Below are 18,747 nucleotides of genomic sequence, written 5' to 3'. Positions count from 1 at the left end.
GGCGTTCTCCTTATGGGGTGGTGCCGTGAGTGATGAGGTGGGCCCGCGGTGTCGGCTCCGCGGGAGGGGCGCGCGGACGGAAGTCCGGCGCGTCGGTCGGGCCCGGGCTTCGCGCGGCGGTATGCGGCCGTCGTGCGGAGCCCCGGATGGGTCAGGTGGCCCCGGAGGGCAGGGCGTGGGCCGAGGCCCGGGTCAGGGTGCGGGTGGTGTGGACGAGGAGGACGAGCGCGGCGGCGCCGCACACGAGAGCGGGGACGGCCCCGACACCCCAGGCGTCGGCGACTGTCTCGACGGGGACGGACAGGAGGGAGCAGCCCGGCAGGCGGCTCGCGAAGACCGTGCCCAGCCCGAGCGCCTCGCCCAGGGCGGCTGTCCGGAGGGCGAGGGCCGGGGCCTGGGTGAACCCGTGCGCGGTGAGGAGGCGGGCGAGCAGTAGGAGGGCGCCGAGGGCACCGGCGCCGGCGTACCCGGCGGGCTCGTCCAGGACCGCGCCGCACAGCGCGAGCAGGGCGGACAGGGCACAGAGGTGGAGCGCGAACACGCCGAGGATCAGGGGCTGCACGGAGTCGGCGAACTCCGCGAGGCCTCGGCTGGTGGCGAGTTTGCGGCGGGCGCGTACGGCCAGGAGGTGGGCGCACCAGACAGCGGGCGCGCAGGACAGGGCGAGTGCGAGCACGGGTGCGACGGCCGGCGGCCAGAGGCCGTGGGGGCCGCCGTGGAGACCGGCGGCGAGCAGGCCGTCGCCGAGGATCGCGTACGCGATCAGCCAGCAGGTCCAGGCGCGGGTACGACCGGCCGGGCCGGACGGGGCGCGCAGTGGTCCCCGGTCGAGGGCCACGCGGAGGCCGAGCGCCACCGCGAGGGCGCCGAGGGCGCCGAGGGCGGCGACCGCGAGACGGGGTTGGCCGTCGGTGAGCCGAATTCCGACCACGGCCGCCGCGCACAGGGCGCCCGGCAGGAGGGCGAGGACCGCCCATCCACCGCGCGCGCCGGGCGCACTCGGCGCCGGCTCGCGCTTCGTGGATTCCTCCCCGTCACGCGACACCCGCGCATACATCTCCTCGGCGAGCGAGAACACGTCCCGGTGCCGGAAGCGGGCAGCCGTACGGTCGGTCACCCCGTGCGCCTCCAGCCCGGCGGCGATCTCCAAGGAGTCCACCGCCCTCTCGCAGAGTTCCCGGTGCCGGTGCATCAGGGCCTTCACGGGGTCGACGGCACCGCGTCGGGGGGTGGACCCAAGTGCGGCTGCGGCGGGGTCGTCGTCGGCCGGTCCCAGGGTGGGGTCGGGTGAGGCGACCAGGTCCTGTGCTGCCAGGAGACGGGGCGAAGTCATGGCATCCGGCGGGGCCTTCGGACCGGGCGAGCCCTTGGTCCCGGGCTCACCCGACGGCCCTCGCGGGGCCGGTTCGCCCGACCGCTCCCTCAGGCTCGAAGCGCGCGCCGCCACCGGCCCACCCAGCCCGTCCGACTCGCCCCTCCCGTCCGCGTGGCCCAGTCCGTCCGCGTGGCCCAGTCCGTCCACGCGGCTCAGTAGGTCCGCGCGATCCAGTACGTCCGAGCGCTCCACCCCGTCGAAGCCATCGACCCCGTCCAGCCGCAGCTCGCTCATCGCGTCCCCTCCCCCGCGGGCACCGGATCCCCGGCCGCCGTCCCCGGAGGCCTCTCCGCAGCCCGGACCGGAGCCGATCCCGACGGCGCAGCGGCGACAGGCGCCGACGCCGGACCGGGTACGGGACCCGAAGCCGGTGCCGGACCAGACACGGAACCCCAAGCCGGAGACGGACCAGGCACGGAAGCCGACTGCGCCCCCGCCCCCGTCCCCGCCCCCGACCCCGAACCCGGGCCGGGCACAGACCCCACCGCCGGCGTCGCACCCGGCACCGAAGCCGTGTCCCGCACAGGTGTCGCCCCACGCACAGGTGTCGTCCCACGCTCGGGCGCCGTCGCCCGCTCGGACGCCCCCATCGCCCAGCGCGGCCTCCCCGAGGCAACCCCGCCCAGGCCCGCGGCACCGGCGACTCCCGCAACCCCTGCCACACCGGCAACCCCCGCGATCCCGAGGCCGCCCGCCACCAGGCGGGAATCGGTCCAGTGGCCGGGCACATGGGCCTCGGCGGGGGATCCGAAGGGCAGGGGCTCGCCGGTGTCGTCGAGGACGACCTTGCGCACCGGGGCCTGGGAGACGATTTCGAGGTAGATGCCACGAAATGCCGCGACGTTCTGCTCCACCGTGAAGAGTTCGAGGGCGCGGGCGCGCGCGGCCGCACCCAGGCGCGCACGGCGCGCGGGTTCTCGCAGGAGCGCCACGCACGCTTCGGCGAGCGCCCGCGGATTGCGCGGTGGGACGACGAGCCCGGTGCCGCCGATGACCTCCACGACCGCGCCCACGTCGGTGGAGACCGTTGGCCGGGCGCAGAACATGGCCTCGACCAGGCTGATCGGGAAGCCCTCGACCACGCTCGACAGCACGACCACCGCACCCACCGCGTAGGCCTCGGCCAGGTCGGGGACGGCCGGGTCGCCGATCTCCTCGAAGGAGACGGGGTTGTCGCCGATCGCGTGGACGCCGTCCGCCTCGTCGGGGAAGAGCTGCGCGGCCAGGGCCCTGCAGTGGCCCAGATAGGCGGCGGCCTCGGCCCCCGCTGCCGCTCCGACGATCCTGAGCCGCGCCTTGGGCTCCGCCCGGCGGATCTCGGCGAAGGCGTGCAGCAACGAGATCAGGTCCTTGGCGGGCTCGATGCGGCCGACCCACACCAGCGTGTGCGGATCCGCGCACTCCGGTGACTCGCCGACCGCCGCGAAGCGGGCGGCGTCCATGCCGGGGTAGACGGTCCGGATGCCGGCGCGGTCGGCGCCGCAGCGCTCCTGCCAGCGCCGGGCATGGGTGTTGCCGGGGGTGAGACAGGCGGCCTGCCGGTAGACCTCGGCGGTCAGCCGGCGGTGGAAGGCCGCGAGCAGCGCGCGCACCGGCGCCTCTCCCGAGGTCCCGAGGTAGTGCGCCCGGAGGGGCACGCCGTACTCGGTGACCAGCAGCGGAACCCCGTGGAAGTGGCGGGCCAACAGCCCGGGCAGCGCGGCCGAGCCACCCGCCGCCGCGTGGCACAGGTCGACCGAGCCGAGCCCGTCGTCCCCGTACCAGTCGAGTGAGAGGGGGCGCAGGGCGCGTTCCAGATGTGAGGCGACCGCCAGTAGATCCGGTACGCGAGCCTCGCGCGCCCCTCGCAGTGCGCCCGGCGCACGACATGCGCGCTCCAGCGTGCGCACCGCGACCTCGGAGCGCAGCGCGCCGACCAGTCCGCCCTCGTCACGGGCCAGCTCGGCGAGCCCGTACAGCGCGTTGCCGAAACGGTCCGCCTCAGCCCCCGCCCCACCTTCGGAAGCCTTCTCGACGCCTTCGGCCCCCTCGGCTCCACGGGCACCGCCGAGCAACCCGGCCACACCAGCCCCACCGTCGGGACCGCCCACTCCCCCCGAGCACAGCGCTGCCACCAGCTCGCCGTAGGCCTCCGCGAAGCGCCTCCGCGCCCGGCGGCCGTGGACGACCCCGTCGCCCTCGGCCGTCCACAGCGGTGCCGTGCGGACCCGGTTGACCTGCGGCGGCAGCGGGAGCCAGCCCTCGTCCTCCTGCCGCTCGCTCCGGCTGAGCGCGTAGATGTCGAACTCGTGTCGCGCCAGCCCACGTACGAGTCGGTCGCACCAGAGCCTGGCGTCACCGCTCACATACGGATAGCCACCCTCCGTAAGCAGTCCGATGCGCACGCGTGCACCCCCGATCTCCCGTTTGAGGAGCCGCCGTTCACCCGGCGGCCCGCAGCGGGACGAACGTATGCGGACAAGGCGGTGGTGCGACGGACGGTTGTCCATCACACCACCAAAAGGGGTGAACGGTCGTAACTTTCCCCAGCGGGACGCGTTTTGTCGCGCTAAGGGATCAATCGATCACGCCGCGTCGGCTTGCGCGGGCTCTCGTCAACTCCCGGGGTACGGCCAGGGATTGGCCTTGCACGTGATCCCGTCATAGGTCAGGAACTTGCTCTGCTGCTGCATGACGGGGGCGAGCTCGCCGTCCTTGTCGCAGGTCACATGGGGGTAGTCGAGGCGGTGGCCGATCTCGTGGTTGATCAGCATCTGCCGGTACGCGTGGATCTGGTCGCCGTACGTCTCCGAACCCTGGGCCCAGCGATACGCGTTGATCATCACGCGCTCGGTGGCGGCCGAATCGCAGGAGACGTTGTCCACGGTCGTGTCGAGCCCCGACTTGGCGCACCAGGTCGCGGTGGTGCCCGGGCTCGCCAGCGTGATCACGAAGTCGGGTGTCCCCGAGGAGATCCGCTCGAACGTCCGGCCGCCACCGTGGGCCCAACTCCGTTCGTCGTTCAGGGTCTTCTGCACGGCGTCGGCGAACAGCCCCGCGTCCAGCCCCAACCCCTTCTCGACGTCGACCCGGTAGCGGTATTTCCGTCCCACCCCCGGCGCCTTGTCGAAGCCCTTGACCGCCTCGAACTTCCCGCCACCCTCGAGATCCGCGGCGAGCTCGTACTTCTTGCCCATCTTCTGGTCGTACGACAGCGGCGTCGCACTCGGGCTCGGCGAACTGGACGGTGTGGGCCGGTTGTCGCTGCGCGAGGCGTCGCGCACAGCACGTTCGCCGGCGTCGGCGGCCTGCGACTGCGTGGCGGTGCCGTCATCCTGTCCACCGGCCATCTGTCCGCCCACGACGACCGCCAGCACGGTCGTGACCGCGGCGGCCGCGATCCCGGCGAACGCCCGCCCCTTGCCGCCCTTCGCCGTCTCCACGTCCTCGGAGTCATCGCCCGGAGGCTGCTCACCCGACGCCCGCGACGGCTTCTGCCGCAGCGGCTCCTCTCGCGACGGCTTCTCCTGCAGCGGCTTCTCCGCGAAAGCCGCCTCGACCCGGCCGTCGGCATCGGCACCGGGCGCCGCACGGTGTGTCCGACCGGGTGCGAAGACGTCGTCGACCTCGTCGAAGGCGTCCAGATAGGTCTGGCGGGGGCCTCCGGGGGGCATGGTCTCCTGCCGCTGCCGGGGAATGGGGAGGCGGCGGCCGGAACGCTCGGGAGGCACGCCGTACGGGGCGCCGGGGGGTGCCGCCTCGCCCGGCACACCATACGGGGCCCCCGCAGGAGCCCCGTGCGCCACGCCGTGTTCGGCACCCGTCCGGCGCCCACCACCACCCGAGTGCCCCCAACCCCCGCCCGCTTCACGCTGCTCGGGGTGCCCGCCACGACTCACCGGATAGCCGCGGTCCGGGGTGCCGTCCGGGAGCCGGGGGAAGCCGTGCGCGGGCGTACCGTCGGGGAGACGGGGGAAGCCGTGCGCGGGCGTACCGTCGGGGAGACGGGGCATCCCGTGCGCCAAAGTGCCGTCAGGCAGGCGCGGGAAGCCGTGCGCCGGAGTCCCGTCGGCGTAACGGGGCGCGCCGTGCGCCGGGGTGCCACCGGGCAGGCGCGGGAAGCCGTGCGCGGGGGTGCCGTCAGGGGAACGCGGCCCCTGTATCCCGGGCGCACCCCCGGTGAACCGTGGAATCCCCTGGCCCGGAGTCCCGTCGTACCTGCGGGGCAACGGGGTGCCGCCTGGCGACTGCGCTCCCGCCTGCGCCGCCGGAGCCGAGGTGCTCCCGGCGCCCCGGGAACCCGGTCCGCCCGCACGCGGGGCTCCCTGGGCTTCCGGTGCGCGTGGCGCCGGTTCGCGGTCACCCGTACCGGCGGACGTCGCCGTCCGGGCTGTGCTCATCTCGTCCGTCTCGCCTTTCGGCGCCCGCCCCTTGCGGCTGTGCCGTCCCACGCCGCGCCTCAGCTCCCCACGCCGGGTGACCCCTTGGGAGGCTCTTCGGCGACCGATTCGCCGCCGTCGACGCCGGCCGATCCACCGTCGCCCACCGGACCACCCTCACTCGAACCGTCGCCCGGAGCCGAATCCGAACCCGCGCTCGAAGCCGCAGCACGAGCAGAACTCACCGTAGCCGAAGCCGAAGTTGAACCCGAAGTCGAAGCCGAGGCCGAAGTTGCAGCCGAAGCGGCAGCGGAAGCCGAAGTTGCAGCCGAAGCGGCAGCGGAAGCCGAATCCGCATCCAGATCCCAGCCTCTCCGCCCCGAACCCACCGGCACCGACACCGACACCTGGTCCGCCCCGCCGCTCGACTTCCCCGTATCCGCCAGCAGTTCACGGAACGCGGCGGCAACGGCCTCCGGGTACTCCATCATCGCCACGTGTCCCGCGTCCGGCAGGGAGACGAGGCGGGAGTCGCGGAAGGAGCGGGCGGCACGCTGGGCCATGCGGTAGCCGACGAGTTGGTCGCGGCGGCCGTAGACGAGGAGGGTCGGGGCGAGGACGCGCTCGGCCTGGCGCCACAGCGAGTGCTGCCCGCCCAGGGTGTACGCGTCCACGATCCCACGGGCGGAACGCGTCAACGCGTCCCACATGTACGGCAGTTGGAGCCGCCGTTCCATCTCCTCCACGGCGTTGCGGAAGCCCTCCTCCGTGACCCGGCCGGGGTCGCCGTAGCAGAGCGCCGTGACGCCCCGTACGCGCTGCTCGGCGCTCCAGCCCTTGGTGAAGCGGGTGAAGAGCGCCGACATGCCCGGCAGGGCGAGCATCGCGGTCGGCACGGCCGTCCGCTGCACCCGCAGCTCCGGCAGGGCGGGCGACACGAGGGTCAGGGTGCGGACGAGATCGGGGCGCAGGGCGGCGACGCGGGTCGTGATCGCGCCGCCGAGGGAGTTGCCGAAGAGGTGCACCGGGCCGCGCCCGGCGGAGTCGAGGTACCGGATGACCGCGCGCGCGTGGCCCGTGACGGAGTAGTCGCCGTCGTCCGGCGGCGGCGAGTCGCCGAAGCCGGGCAGATCGAGCGCCTCGCTGTCCACGAGGCCGTCGACCAGCGGCATCAGGGCGGACCAGTTCTGCGAGGAACCGCCCAGGCCGTGCACGTACACGGCGGGCGGCAGTCCTTCGCGCGCCGGCGGTCTCGACCGCACCGACAGCGTGATCCCCGGTAGCCGAACCGACCTGAGTCGCTCACCGGGCGCCACGCGCACGGCACTCGCCTTCGGCGACGCGGTGGCGGTCAGCAGGGACGGCAGCTCGGTCGAGGACATGCGGGCAATGTTACGAGACGATCACGCAGTGGCTCATGTGTTCGCCGTCACAGAACGTGCCACAAATCAGCCACTTCTCAAGGGGTACCGGGGCGTGCAGCACTCGCCGCGAGGGCCGAGCACTTACCGCCTGATCACGCCGAACCACACAGCGCCACGACCACCTGTCTCCCAGACTCATGAAACAGGCTCATAAGCAGGCACATGAGCCTGCATCCAGGCCCGCGAAGAGGGCACCCGTACGTGGCCCCCACCGCCTCCGGGGACGTACCGGCGACGCCGGGGCAGCACAGGAAGGGGAACCCACGATGGCCGTCGACCCGACCGAACCCGACACCTTCCCCGAGGAGGACTCCATGGAGTTGGACGACGTCGAGGCCCCCGAGGCCGACGCCGCCGAGCAGCACACGGACATCGCCCAGGACCGGGACGACCCGCTCACCGACGCCGACCCCGGCGCCGCCAACGAGGCCGACCTGGCGGAGCAGGCACGAGTAGTCTCCCTGGACGAGGACGACTACCGGTAACCCGATCCTCACCAGGGACGACGACCGGTGACGAGAAAGGGCTTCCTTTCTGCCCGTCCTGCCCCTGTTCGATATGGTCCGCGGCACTTTCCCCGCTGTCCGGTCCGTGAAATTCTGCGCTCGCACCGCGCACACCCGGGTTACCGAAAAGTACGATGGCGGCGCGGCGCACACCCGCATGTGGACGATCTTGGGAGGCGGCGTGACAGCCATCGAGCAGACAGAGGCGGCGCGCCCGCGGGGCACACGCCTGCCGCGCCGAGCCCGACGGAACCAGTTGCTGGGCGCCGCCCAGGAAGTCTTCGTGGCCCAGGGCTACCACTCGGCTGCGATGGACGACATCGCCGAGCGCGCCGGAGTCAGCAAGCCGGTGCTCTACCAGCACTTCCCCGGCAAGCTCGACCTCTACCTGGCGCTGCTGGACCAGCACTGCGAGTCCCTGATCCAGGCCGTACGCGGTGCGCTGGCGTCGACGACCGACAACAAGCAGCGGGTCCTGGCGACGATGGACGCCTATTTCGCGTACGTCGAGGACGAGGGCGGTGCCTTCCGGCTGGTCTTCGAGTCCGACCTGACGAACGAGCCCGCCGTGCGCGAGCGCGTCGACAAGGTCACCAACGAGTGCGCCGAGGCCATCCGCGACGTCATCGCGGAGGACACCGGCCTCTCCCGCGCGGAGTCGATGCTCCTCGCCTCGGGACTGGGCGGCCTCTCCCAGGTGGTGGCGCGGTCCTGGCTGCACAGCGACCGCAGCGTCCCGCGCGAGCAGGCGGTCCAGCTGCTGGCCTCGCTGGCCTGGCGCGGCATCGCGGGCTTCCCCCTGCACGGCATCGACCAGCACTGACCGACAGCGCTGATCGACGGCACCGACGGTGCGACCCCGGGCCCGCCGCCTCGGCACAGCCCTGGTCCCGGGGTTTTGTTCCCGCGCTCTGTTCGCTCCTGGCGTTCTCAGGCGGAGCGTGTACGTCCCCTCACCGGGCTAATGTGTGCTGCGTACGGCGCGGAAGCCCGCGCATTTCACTGACCGTCGGAGGGACATAGCCGTGGAGGTCAAGATCGGCGTGCAGCACGCGCCCCGCGAGATCGTTCTGGAGAGCGGTCAGAGTGCCGAGGAGGTCGAGCGTGCCGTTGCCGAGGCGCTGGCCGGCAAGTCGGCGCTGCTGAGCCTCACGGACGAGCACGGCCGCAAGGTCCTGATCCCGGCCGACCGTCTCGCCTACGTCGACATCGGCGAGTCGGCCGTCCGCAAGGTGGGCTTCAGCGCGCTGTAGTCAAGAGGCACAAGAGGCGTAGGGAGGGGGCCCGGTGGTGTGAAACCACCGGGCCCCCTCCCTGCGCCCGCTCCTCATGGCTCGCACAGGCCGAACCGCACAGGGCCACCACATCTCATGCACCGACGATGGTTGCGTTCCCTGACTCGCGGGTAGTACCGGCTACGACCGATTTGCCCAGGCCAGGCCGTGCGGGAGGGAACCCGATCATGTTCTTGGAAGCACTCGGATCCGCACTCCTCGGCTTCGCCCTGGCCTGCGCCGCCGCCTACCGGCTGCCGCACCGCCTGCCGTCCCGCACCCTGGTCCTCCCGACCGGCACCGCCGGCGCCCTCTTCGGCGCCTTCCTCACCCACACGGCACTCGGCTCCGCGAACTACCTGCTGATCCTCGCCGGCGCACTGGTCGTCGCGGCGGCCTCCCTGTCCCTGCTCCTGCGCCCGACGGAACGATTTCGACGCAGCAGCTCCGCGACGGCGTGAGGAAGGCCGTCCGGCAGGGACGAAGCCCCACGTCACGGGGCGCGGGGAACTGCGCGACCAGCCGCGACGAACCCCGCACCCGCAGGACGACACTTCACCCCACGGCGACTAGAGCCATCAGAAGGGCCCTAGGCGCCCCCGGCTCAGGCCGCGAGGCCCAGCGCGGCCATCCGCTTCGTGTGCGCCTCAGTGATCCGCGAGAACATCCGCCCCACCTCGGCCAGATCGAACCCGTCGGCGACACCACCCACGAGCATCGTGGACAGGGCGTCCCGGTCGGCCACCACCCGCTGCGACTGCGACAGCGCCTCCCCCATCAACCGCCGTGCCCACAGCGCCAGTCGCCCGCCCACTCGCGGGTCCTCGTCGATCGCGGCGCGCACCTTCTCCACGGCGAACCCGGCGTGCCCGGTGTCGTCGAGCACGGCGAGCACCAGCCCGCGCGTGTCCGAATCGAGGTGGGCGGCGACCTCCCGGTAGAAGTCGCTGGCGATCGAGTCACCGACGTACGCCTTGACGAGCCCCTCCAGCCAGTCCGACGGCGCGGTCTGCCTGTGGAAGCCGTCGAGCGCGTCGACGAACGGTTCCATGGCCCGCGTCGGCTCCTCGCCGACCTCGGTGAGCCGGTCCCGGAGCCTCTCGAAGTGGTGGAACTCGGCCGCCGCCATCTTCGCCAGTTCCGACTTGTCGGTGAGGGTCGGCGCCAGCTTCGCGTCCTCCGCGAGCCGCTCGAACGCCGCCAGCTCCCCGTACGCCAGCGCACCCAGCAGGTCCACCACCGCGGCGCGGTACTGCGGGTCGGCGGAGGCCCGGGCCCAGTCCTGGGCGGCGATCCCGGTGACCTCGGCGGTGTCGGCGGACTCGCTGCCGACGGCGTTCTCAGGCTTGTCAGACGTGGTCATGAAGCGCACAATAGCCCGCTCCCCCCAAGGCGGAAGAGCGTGGTCATTCAGTGTGACGACGACTACGTGACCAAATCGGCCATCGCATATGCGCGATTCCGGGGTATGGTGGTAATGCGCCTGCTGGTACGTCGACGTAGTTCGAACGTGTCTCGACAGGCCGCACGCATGAGGATGCCCGGTCGGTGGCCCGATCGGCTCCGACCCGACAGCCCTCCTTTTCCGTACGGCACTCTGCGTACGGCGTCCGGAGGGAACCCCTCAGCGGTATGAGCGCTAGAGCGTCGGCAGTGGTCCCGTGCCACACGGCCCGCCCGTGCGGTGGCCGACGTCCCCGGCACGGTCCGACACGACCCCCGCGCTCGCCTCACACCGCGTACACAGAAGAGGCAGCACCCTGACTACGACTTTCCGAGATCTCGGAATCTTTCCCGAGACGGCCGAAGCCCTTGAGGCCGTCGGCATCATCACCCCCTTCCCCATCCAGGAGATGACGCTCCCGGTCGCCCTCACCGGCACCGACGTCATCGGCCAGGCCAAGACCGGCACCGGCAAGACACTGGGCTTCGGTCTCCCGCTCCTCGAGCGCGTCGTCGTCCCCGCCGACGTCGAGGCCGGCCGCGCCAAGCCCGAGGACCTCGTCGACTCGCCGCAGGCGCTCGTCGTCGTCCCCACGCGCGAGCTGTGCACCCAGGTCACCAACGACCTGCTGACCGCCGGCAAGGTGCGCAACGTGCGCGTCACCGCGATCTACGGCGGCCGCGCCTACGAGCCCCAGGTCGAGGCCCTCAAGAAGGGCGTGGACGTCGTCATCGGCACCCCCGGGCGGCTCCTCGACCTCGCGGGCCAGAAGAAGCTGAACCTGAAGCACGTCAAGTGCCTGGTTCTCGACGAGGCCGACGAGATGCTCGACCTGGGCTTCCTGCCCGACGTCGAGAAGATCATCAACATGCTTCCGGCCCGGCGCCAGACGATGCTGTTCTCGGCGACCATGCCGGGCGCGGTCATCGGCCTCGCGCGCCGCTACATGTCGCAGCCCACGCACATCAGCGCCACGGCGCCGGACGACGCGGGCAAGACGGTCGCGAACACCAAGCAGCACATCTACCGCGCGCACAACATGGACAAGCCCGAGCTGGTCGCGCGCATACTGCAGGCCGAGGGCCGCGGTCTCGTGATGGTCTTCTGCCGTACGAAGCGGACGGCGGCCGACCTGGCCGACCAGCTCCAGCAGCGCGGCTTCGCGTCCGGCGCGGTCCACGGCGACCTCGGCCAGGGCGCCCGCGAGCAGGCCCTGCGTGCCTTCCGCAACGGCAAGGTGGACGTCCTCGTCTGCACCGACGTCGCCGCCCGCGGCATCGACGTCGAGGGTGTCACCCACGTCATCAACTACCAGTCCCCCGAGGACGAGAAGACGTACCTGCACCGCATCGGCCGTACGGGCCGCGCGGGCGCCAAGGGCATCGCGATCACCCTCGTCGACTGGGACGACATCCCGCGCTGGCAGCTCATCAACAAGGCGCTGGACCTCGGGTTCAACGACCCGCCGGAGACGTACTCCACCTCCCCGCACCTCTTCGAGGAACTGAACATCCCCGCAGGCACCAAGGGTGTCCTGCCGCGCTCGGAGCGAACGCGCGCCGGGCTCGGGGCGGAGGAACTGGAAGACCTCGGCGAGACGGGCGGGCGCGGTCCGCGCGGTCGTGGCGGCCGTTCCTCCGGCCCCGCGCCCGCCGCCGAGCGCGAGCGTGAGCGTGAGCGTGAGCGTGAGCGCCCGGCGCGTACGCCGCGTCGTCGCCGCCGTACGCGCGGTGGTGCCACCGTCGACGGGGTGTCCCCGGAGGCCGCCGCGGTCACGGAGCCGTCGGAGTCCGCGCAGACGCCGGGCGCCGACTCCGCCGAGTCCGAGTCCCGTACGCCTCGCCGTCGCCGCCGCACCCGTGCCGGGGCGAACCCCGCCGCCGAGGCGGTGGCCGAGACGGTCGAGAGCACGCCGGCCGAGCGGGCCGAGGCCGTGGTCGAGACCGTCGCGGGCACATCCGCCGAGTCGGTCGAGGAAGCCGCCAAGCCGCGTCGCCGCCGCACCCGCAAGTCGGTGGAGGCCGTCGAGGCTCCCGTCGCCGAGGCCGCGCCCGGTGCGGACGCCGCGCTCGACACGGCCGAGGGCGCGACCGTCGCCGAGCCGGCGGCCGAGGCCCCGGCCACGCCGCGTCGCCGCACCCGGAAGGCCGCCGCGCCCGCCGAGGCCGTGGTCCAGGAGACCGTCGCCGAGGAAGCCCCGGCCAAGCCCCGGCGCCGCACCCGCAAAGCCGCCGAAGCCGTCGTCGAGGCCACGGACACCGCCGCCGAGGCCGCCGCCGACACCGTCGAGGCACCCGCACCACGCCGCCGCACCCGCAAGACTGTCGCGGAGGCCGCCGAGAGCGGGGTGGAGGCCGTCGCCGAGGAGGCGACGTCCACGCCTCGTCGTCGGACCCGCAAGGTCGCGGAGGCCGCCGTGGCGCCCGCTGCCGAGGCCGCGCTCGACACGGCCGAGGGGGCGGCCGCCGCCGAGACCCCGGCCACGCCGCGTCGCCGGACCCGCAAGGCCGCCGCGCCCGCCGAGGCCGTGGTCCAGGAGACCGTCGCCGAGGAAGCCCCGGCCAAGCCCCGGCGCCGCACCCGCAAAGCCGCCGAAGCCGTCGTCGAGGCCACGGACACCGCCGCCGAGGCCGCCGCCGACACCGTCGAGGCACCCGCACCACGCCGCCGCACCCGGAAGGCCGCGGCTGCGGCTGCGGCTTCGGTCGAGGGTGCGGTTCCGGCCCAGCCGACGGAGGAGCAGGCCACGAAGCCGCGTCGTACGCGTAAGGCTGCGGCTTCGGTTGCCGCCGTCGAGGAGACGGGTGAGGCTCCGGCGCCGCGGCGTCGGACGCGGAAGGCTGTGGCTGCCGTGGAGGCTGCGGAGAGCTGAGCCGATTCGGCCGAGTGAAGGTCCGGTTCCCCTCGGGGGGCCGGGCCTTCGGCGTTTCCAGGGTTTCCTCGCCCCCGCCGCCCCTACCCGTCCCATCCCCAAGGGGCTGCGCCCCTCGGACCCCCAGCGGCGGGTCCGGTGGGGGTTCTCGCGCGGTTCCCCGCGCCCCTGGAAGGCAGGGGGCTGCGCCCCGCCTTACAGGGGTGATGCCCGAGCAGCCTCGGCCCACGCGCCCCATGGCGAACCCCTCGCGGGCGAAGGGGTGGCGCGGTCAGCCGGTTCGGGCGACGGTTACCCTCCCTCCATGAGCCGTCCCCCGTCCTTCACTCCGCCCGCCGGTGCCTGCGCCCATCTTCTGCGTACCCCTCGTGGGGAGTTCGCCGTGATCGAGGCGGGGGTGGCGGTGAAGGGGACCGTGCTGCTCGTGCCGGGGTTCACCGGAAGCAAAGAGGACTTCATCGCGCTGCATGAACCGTTGGCGGAGGCGGGGTACCGGACGGTGGCGGTGGACGGACGCGGGCAGTACGAGAGCCCGGGTGCCGAGGACGACGAAGCGCCGTACGCGCAGGCCGAGTTGGCGAAGGATCTGCTCGCCCAGGCGGAGGCCGTGAGCGACGGCGGCCCGCTGCACCTCGTCGGTCACTCCCTCGGCGGTCAGATCTCCCGCGCCGCCGTGCTGCAGGACGCCTCCCTGTTCGCCTCGCTCACCCTCATGGCCTCGGGCCCCGCCCATATCTCGGTCGGCCAGCAGCAGCGCGTGACGCTGTTGCGGGACGCCCTGGCCGTGATGGACATGGAGCAGGTGTGGGAGGCCATCCAGGCGATGGAGGCCCCGGAGCCGGAGGAGAGCGAGACCGGCGCCCTCGACGAGGGTTTGGACGACCGCGCCGACCTGCGCCGCCGCTGGCTCACCACCAGCCCCGCCCAGCTCATCGCCACGGGCCGCCAGCTCTGCGCGGAACCCGACCGTGTCGCCGAACTGGCCGCCGTGGACCTGCCCAAGCACGTGCTGTCCGGCGAACACGACGACACCTGGCCGATCCCGGTCATCGACGACATGGCCGTACGACTGGCCGCCCACCGCACCGTCATCCGGGACGCCGAGCACTCCCCCAACACCGATCAGCCGAAGGCGACGGCGGACGCCCTCGTCGCCTTCTGGGACGGGATCACCACCGGCTGACCCGGCGGCAGGGCCCCGGCAGCCGCCTCCCGTACCGTCCCGTACTCCTGGTACCGCGCTCGCTGCTAGTGTTCTGAGTCGGGAATTCTGTTCAGATGTATAGGCTTGCTCCATGGCACGGACGGGGCGGCCGAAGGCCGAGTTGACACTGTCGGACGAAGAACGGGCCGCACTCGAGGAGTGGGTGCGGCGACGTTCCACGCCGCAGGCATGGGCGTTGCGGTGTCGGATCATCCTGGCCTGCGCCGAGGGCGCCTCGAACAAGGACGTGGCTGCTCAGCTCGGTTCCACACCCCATGCGGTGGGCCGCTGGCGGGCCCGGTTCGTGCAGTACCGGATCGCCGGTCTGGGTGACATGCCGCGTCCGGGCGGCCCAAGGACCGTGACGGACGAGCAGGTTGCCGCGGTAGTCACCAAGACGCTGGAATCCACTCCGAAGAACGCAACGCACTGGTCGACGCGGTCGATGGCGAAGGAGACGGGCCTCTCGCAGTCGTCGGTTTCACGGATCTGGCGGGCCTTCGGCCTGCAGCCGCACCGGTCGGAGACCTTCAAACTGTCGACCGATCCGTACTTCGTCGACAAGGTCCACGATGTCGTCGGCCTTTACCTGGACCCGCCCGAGCGGGCCCTGGTGTTCTGCGCCGACGAGAAGTCGCAGATCCAGGCCCTGGACCGATCCCAGCCCGTGCTGCCAATGATGCCCGGGGTTCCCGAGCGGGTGACCCACGACCACGTCCGCGCCGGCACCACCACCCTGTTCGCCGCCCTCGAGGTCGCCACCGGCAAAGTGATCGGCTCCCTGCACCGCAGACATCGGGCTGAGGAGTTCAAGAAGTTCCTCACCAAGCTCGACAAAGAGGTGCCCGCCGACCTGGATGTCCACCTCATCTGCGACAACTACGCCACCCACAAGACCCCCGCCATCAAGAAGTGGCTGCCGGCCCACCCCCGCTTCCACCTGCACTTCACACCGACCGGCTCGTCCTGGCTGAACCTCGTCGAGCGATGGTTCGCCGAACTGACCAACAAGCAGATACGGCGCGGCGTTCACAGGTCCGTCCAAGCCCTGGAGAAGGACATCCGCAACTGGATCGCCGCCTGGAACACCGACCCGAAGCCCTACGTCTGGACGAAGACCGCAGACGAGATCCTCGAACGCCTCGCCAGTTATCTGAACAGAATTCCCGACTCGGAACACTAGTACTGCGCTCGGAGGTGCTCCCAGAACCCGTCCCGCAGTGCCCGTCTCAGGTCCGCCTGCCCCCGCAGCGAGTACTGGAGCAGTCCCTCCGCCTCGACGAGCAGGTCCTGGTCGACGGAGCCGGGGAGGTACGGGTGGCCGTGGAGAAGCTCCTGCAGGGTCTCCCGGCCCCGGGAGGCGAGCCACTTCGCGGCGATCTGGGCGCCGACGAAGCGAACGTCCTCGCGGGTGGGGCGGGCGCCGGTGGGGGTCTCGTAGGTGGCGGCGGCCCGCCGTGACACGTACGGCTTGAAGAAGTCGAGGTCGAAGGTCCGCTGGCTGTCGACCTCCCAGAGCAGCGGCTCGGCCTGGTTGCGGCCCTCGGGGGCCTCGATGCCCCACAGGTGGACCCGCGCCCCGTACCCCTGCGCGGCCTCGACCGCCGAGACCAGGTCCTCGTCGCCGCCGAGGAGGGCGGCGTCGCTGATCGCGCGGTGCCGGGCCAGTGACTCCAGATCGGTGCGGATCAGGGAGTCGACGCCCTTCTGCTGGTTGTTGGCGTTGAGATTACCCAGTCGCACCTTCACGTCCGGCAGTTCGGCGATCGTCTGCTGTTCCGCCGTATGGATGCGGCGGCGCGCCCCGTCGTACCAGTAGACCCGCAGCAGTCGGCTGTCCGCGAAGATCGTGCGGGCCTTGTCGATCAGCGCGTCGATGAGTCCCTCCGCGTCGAGGTCGAAGGACCGCCGGTCCTCCGTCCCCGCGACGAGCCGTCCGGCGGCCGCGTACAGATACCCGGCATCGACGAAGATCGCGTGGGTCGAGGGCGTCTTCGCCACCTCGGCGAGCATGCGGTGAAGCAGCTCGTTCGTACGGTCGATGCGGGCGCCGAGCGCCGTGAGGTCGTCGTTCATCACCCCCATTGTCCCGGCGGTCACGCTACGAACACAACCGGTCCCAGTCAGTCTTCTCGCCTCCGGGCAGGCATCCCCACGCCTACCGCTTACCGGCTAGTAATTAGCTTCTCGAAAATTTTCCTTAGCGTAGGGAATGTTTGTCACACGCATGCCGTTGACTCCTCATGGAACACGGGCACCGACGACCCGCGAACCACCACCAGTAGTTCTCCTTAGGAGGATGACCAGACGAAGGGAGAAGCCCTTGCGCTTCGAAATTCTGCGACTCGACGACGTCAGCGGTACACCCGTGGACAGCACCGTCGTGGACGCCGCCTCCGTCAACCGGATCGTGCAGCAGGCCGCCGCCATCGGGCAGCGCCTCTGGATCCGCCCGGCAGACGTGACCGCCCCGTAGTACGCGGATCCGTTCACACTTCAGAGCCCCGTACGGCACGACGCCGTACGGGGCTCTGCTATGTCCGCCACAGGTCCGTCCCGGCGGACCGGCCGGGCCGAGCCGCTCAACCGCCCCGCACGACCTGGGTGACACCGTTGATGATCTGCTGCACGGCGATCGCGGAGAGCATCATGCCCGCGAGGCGGGTCACCAGCACCACGCCGCCGTCCTTGATGACCCGGATGATCAGCAGCGAGTACCGCATCGTCAGCCAGAGCACGACGTGGATCGCCAGGATCGCGGCCCACACGGACATCTGACCGGCCACGCCGTCCGCCTTCTGCACCGCCAGGATCACCGACACGATCGCCCCGGGACCGGCCAGCAGCGGCATCCCCAGCGGCACGAGCGCGACGTTCACGTCCTTCGTCTGCTTCGGCTCGTCCGTCTTGCCGGTCAGCAGATCCAGCGCGATCAGCAGAAGCAGCAGCCCGCCGGCGATCATCAGCGCCGGCACGGACACATGCAGATAGTCCAGGATCTGGTGCCCGAGCAGCCCGAAGACGGTGATCACGCCTCCGGCCACACAGACGGCCTGGAATGCCATCCGCTTCTGGGTGCGCGCGGGCCGCCCGGCGGTGAGCCCGAGGAAGATCGGGGTGATCCCGGGGGGATCCATGATCACGAAGAGAGTGAGGAAGAGGGAACCGAAGACGGCGAGATCGAACACAGAGGTGCCTTGCGAGAGTCAAGAACGAAGGAAAGAGGGCAGCCCAGTGTGATGGCCGGTAACCACTGTGGGCAATCGTTTCCGCAGGGCGATGAGGGCACCGCCCGGCTCGAACGGGGTGGAGAGCTGGGGGAGGGTGGGCACAGCCGACAGCCGCCGGGTGCCGTCCCACGAACGGACGGGCTAGCGGGCTCCGCCGGTCCCCGGGACGGGAAACGCTCCGGTGGCCCGCCGGGTGATCTCCCCGTACACCTCGGGATCGGTCGTGTACTCGCCGAGCACGCAGGTCTTGCGGCTGCCGTGGTAGTCCGAGGATCCGGTGGTGAGGAGTCCCAGCTCCTTCGCCAGGCCGCGCAGCCGCGCCCTGGTCGCCGGGTCGTGCTCCATGTGGTCGACCTCGATGCCGTCGAGCCCGGCGGCGGCCAGCTCGGCGATGGCGGACTCCGCCACGGTCCGGCCGCGTTTGACGGCGGCGGGGTGGGCGAAGACGGCGACGCCACCGGCGCCCTTGATCAGCCGGATCGCCTCGAAGGGGTCGGTCTCGTGCTTCTCGACGTAGGCGCGGCCGCCGTCGGCGAGCCACTGCTGCGTGAAGGCGTCGCTCACGGTCGGTACGACGCCGAGTTCGACGAGGGCGGTGGCCACGTGCGGCCGCCCCACGGAACCGCCGCCAGCGATCCGCGCGACCTGCTCCCAGGTCACCGGCACGCCCAGCTCGTTCAGCTTGGCGATCATCCCGCGGGCCCGCGGGACCCGGTCGTCCCGGACCAGCTCACGCTCGGCGAGCAGCCCGGGTTCCTCGGGGTCGAACAGATAGGCCAGCATGTGCATGCTGACGCCGTCCAGCCGGCAGGACAGCTCGGCGCCGGTGACCAGCGTGAGCCCCTCGGGCAGCGCGGCGATCGCCTCGGCGTGCCCGCGCGTGGTGTCGTGGTCGGTCAGCGCGACGACGTCCAGCCCTGCCGCGGACGCCTTCCGCACCAGCTCGGCCGGGGTGTCCGTGCCGTCGGAAGCCGTGGAGTGGCTGTGCAGATCGATACGCACGACTCGGACTCCAGGCGCAGACGAAACGGAAGCGGACGCTCAAGGATAACGCCCTTCC

At 71.8% G+C, this 18,747-nt stretch carries 16 protein-coding genes; 8 read left to right on the top strand and 8 right to left on the bottom strand.

The window, feature by feature from the left end; all coding sequences use genetic code 11:
* Positions 1 to 151: 151 nt before the first annotated feature.
* The 4 genes from OG272_RS32500 to OG272_RS32485 all read right to left on the bottom strand — a co-directional run bounded on the left by OG272_RS32500 (position 152) and on the right by OG272_RS32485 (position 7,115).
* Complete coding sequence (locus OG272_RS32500) at positions 152 to 1,609, bottom strand: hypothetical protein (protein ID WP_405895372.1); 1,458 nt, start codon at positions 1,607 to 1,609, stop codon at positions 152 to 154.
* Positions 1,606 to 3,759, bottom strand: coding sequence for a DUF3492 domain-containing protein (locus OG272_RS32495; protein ID WP_405895371.1), 2,154 nt, complete (start codon positions 3,757 to 3,759; stop codon positions 1,606 to 1,608). Before OG272_RS32495 ends, OG272_RS32500 begins: the two co-directional genes overlap by 4 nt.
* 210 nt (positions 3,760 to 3,969) lie before the next feature.
* Positions 3,970 to 5,367 (bottom strand): DUF3152 domain-containing protein, encoded by a 1,398-nt coding sequence (locus OG272_RS32490; protein WP_405895370.1) that lies wholly within the window; start codon positions 5,365 to 5,367, stop codon positions 3,970 to 3,972.
* Between the two features lie 446 nt (positions 5,368 to 5,813).
* On the bottom strand, positions 5,814 to 7,115 hold the full coding sequence (locus OG272_RS32485) for an alpha/beta fold hydrolase (RefSeq protein ID WP_405895369.1): 1,302 nt from the start codon (positions 7,113 to 7,115) through the stop codon (positions 5,814 to 5,816).
* A 308-nt stretch (positions 7,116 to 7,423) separates the two neighbouring features.
* Here OG272_RS32485 and OG272_RS32480 point away from each other — a divergent pair, with 308 nt between their 5' ends.
* The 4 genes from OG272_RS32480 to OG272_RS32465 all read left to right on the top strand — a co-directional run bounded on the left by OG272_RS32480 (position 7,424) and on the right by OG272_RS32465 (position 9,398).
* The gene (locus OG272_RS32480) at positions 7,424 to 7,642 is read left to right on the top strand and encodes a hypothetical protein (protein ID WP_326577712.1); all 219 of its coding nucleotides are present in this window, start codon (positions 7,424 to 7,426) and stop codon (positions 7,640 to 7,642) included.
* A gap of 202 nt (positions 7,643 to 7,844) precedes the next feature.
* Positions 7,845 to 8,486, top strand: coding sequence for a TetR/AcrR family transcriptional regulator (locus tag OG272_RS32475; protein WP_326577713.1), 642 nt, complete (start codon positions 7,845 to 7,847; stop codon positions 8,484 to 8,486).
* A 202-nt stretch (positions 8,487 to 8,688) separates the two neighbouring features.
* Positions 8,689 to 8,916, top strand: a complete 228-nt coding sequence (locus tag OG272_RS32470) for a DUF3107 domain-containing protein (RefSeq protein WP_326577714.1) — start codon at positions 8,689 to 8,691, stop codon at positions 8,914 to 8,916.
* 209 nt (positions 8,917 to 9,125) lie between these two features.
* Positions 9,126 to 9,398, top strand: coding sequence for a hypothetical protein (locus OG272_RS32465; RefSeq protein WP_326577715.1), 273 nt, complete (start codon positions 9,126 to 9,128; stop codon positions 9,396 to 9,398).
* A gap of 143 nt (positions 9,399 to 9,541) precedes the next feature.
* On the opposite strand, the gene OG272_RS32460 is transcribed toward OG272_RS32465, so the two are convergent.
* Positions 9,542 to 10,309 carry a ferritin-like fold-containing protein gene (locus OG272_RS32460; protein WP_326577716.1) on the bottom strand — a complete coding sequence of 256 codons (768 nt, stop codon included), beginning with the start codon at positions 10,307 to 10,309 and terminating at the stop codon, positions 9,542 to 9,544.
* A gap of 481 nt (positions 10,310 to 10,790) precedes the next feature.
* Between OG272_RS32460 and OG272_RS32455 the strand changes: the two genes are divergently transcribed.
* The 3 genes from OG272_RS32455 to OG272_RS32445 all read left to right on the top strand — a co-directional run bounded on the left by OG272_RS32455 (position 10,791) and on the right by OG272_RS32445 (position 15,640).
* Complete coding sequence (locus OG272_RS32455; protein WP_405895368.1) at positions 10,791 to 13,253, top strand: DEAD/DEAH box helicase; 2,463 nt, start codon at positions 10,791 to 10,793, stop codon at positions 13,251 to 13,253.
* A 304-nt stretch (positions 13,254 to 13,557) separates the two neighbouring features.
* A complete protein-coding gene (locus tag OG272_RS32450) occupies positions 13,558 to 14,436 on the top strand; it encodes an alpha/beta fold hydrolase (RefSeq protein WP_327727917.1) in 879 nt (292 codons plus the stop codon).
* A 112-nt stretch (positions 14,437 to 14,548) separates the two neighbouring features.
* Complete coding sequence (locus tag OG272_RS32445; RefSeq protein ID WP_405892648.1) at positions 14,549 to 15,640, top strand: IS630 family transposase; 1,092 nt, start codon at positions 14,549 to 14,551, stop codon at positions 15,638 to 15,640.
* Here OG272_RS32445 and OG272_RS32440 read toward each other — a convergent pair.
* Positions 15,637 to 16,542 (bottom strand): NYN domain-containing protein, encoded by a 906-nt coding sequence (locus OG272_RS32440; protein ID WP_326585630.1) that lies wholly within the window; start codon positions 16,540 to 16,542, stop codon positions 15,637 to 15,639. The two genes, OG272_RS32445 and OG272_RS32440, sit on opposite strands and share 4 nt — an antisense overlap.
* 238 nt (positions 16,543 to 16,780) lie before the next feature.
* Between OG272_RS32440 and OG272_RS32435 the strand changes: the two genes are divergently transcribed.
* Complete coding sequence (locus tag OG272_RS32435; RefSeq protein WP_327727919.1) at positions 16,781 to 16,933, top strand: hypothetical protein; 153 nt, start codon at positions 16,781 to 16,783, stop codon at positions 16,931 to 16,933.
* Positions 16,934 to 17,039: 106 nt separating this feature from the next.
* Here OG272_RS32435 and OG272_RS32430 read toward each other — a convergent pair whose 3' ends face one another.
* Both OG272_RS32430 and OG272_RS32425 read right to left on the bottom strand, forming a co-directional pair.
* Entirely contained in the window at positions 17,040 to 17,645 is a 606-nt protein-coding gene (locus tag OG272_RS32430; RefSeq protein WP_327727920.1) for a MarC family protein, read from the bottom strand.
* A gap of 183 nt (positions 17,646 to 17,828) precedes the next feature.
* A complete protein-coding gene (locus OG272_RS32425; protein ID WP_327727921.1) occupies positions 17,829 to 18,689 on the bottom strand; it encodes a PHP domain-containing protein in 861 nt (286 codons plus the stop codon).
* Positions 18,690 to 18,747: the final 58 nt, after the last annotated feature.

It is taken from the genome of Streptomyces sp. NBC_00104, assembly GCF_045160825.1.
Lineage (GTDB): Bacteria > Actinomycetota > Actinomycetes > Streptomycetales > Streptomycetaceae > Streptomyces.
The sequence above is the reverse complement of the archived record's forward strand: the minus strand, read 5'-3'. Positions and strand labels throughout refer to the sequence as shown.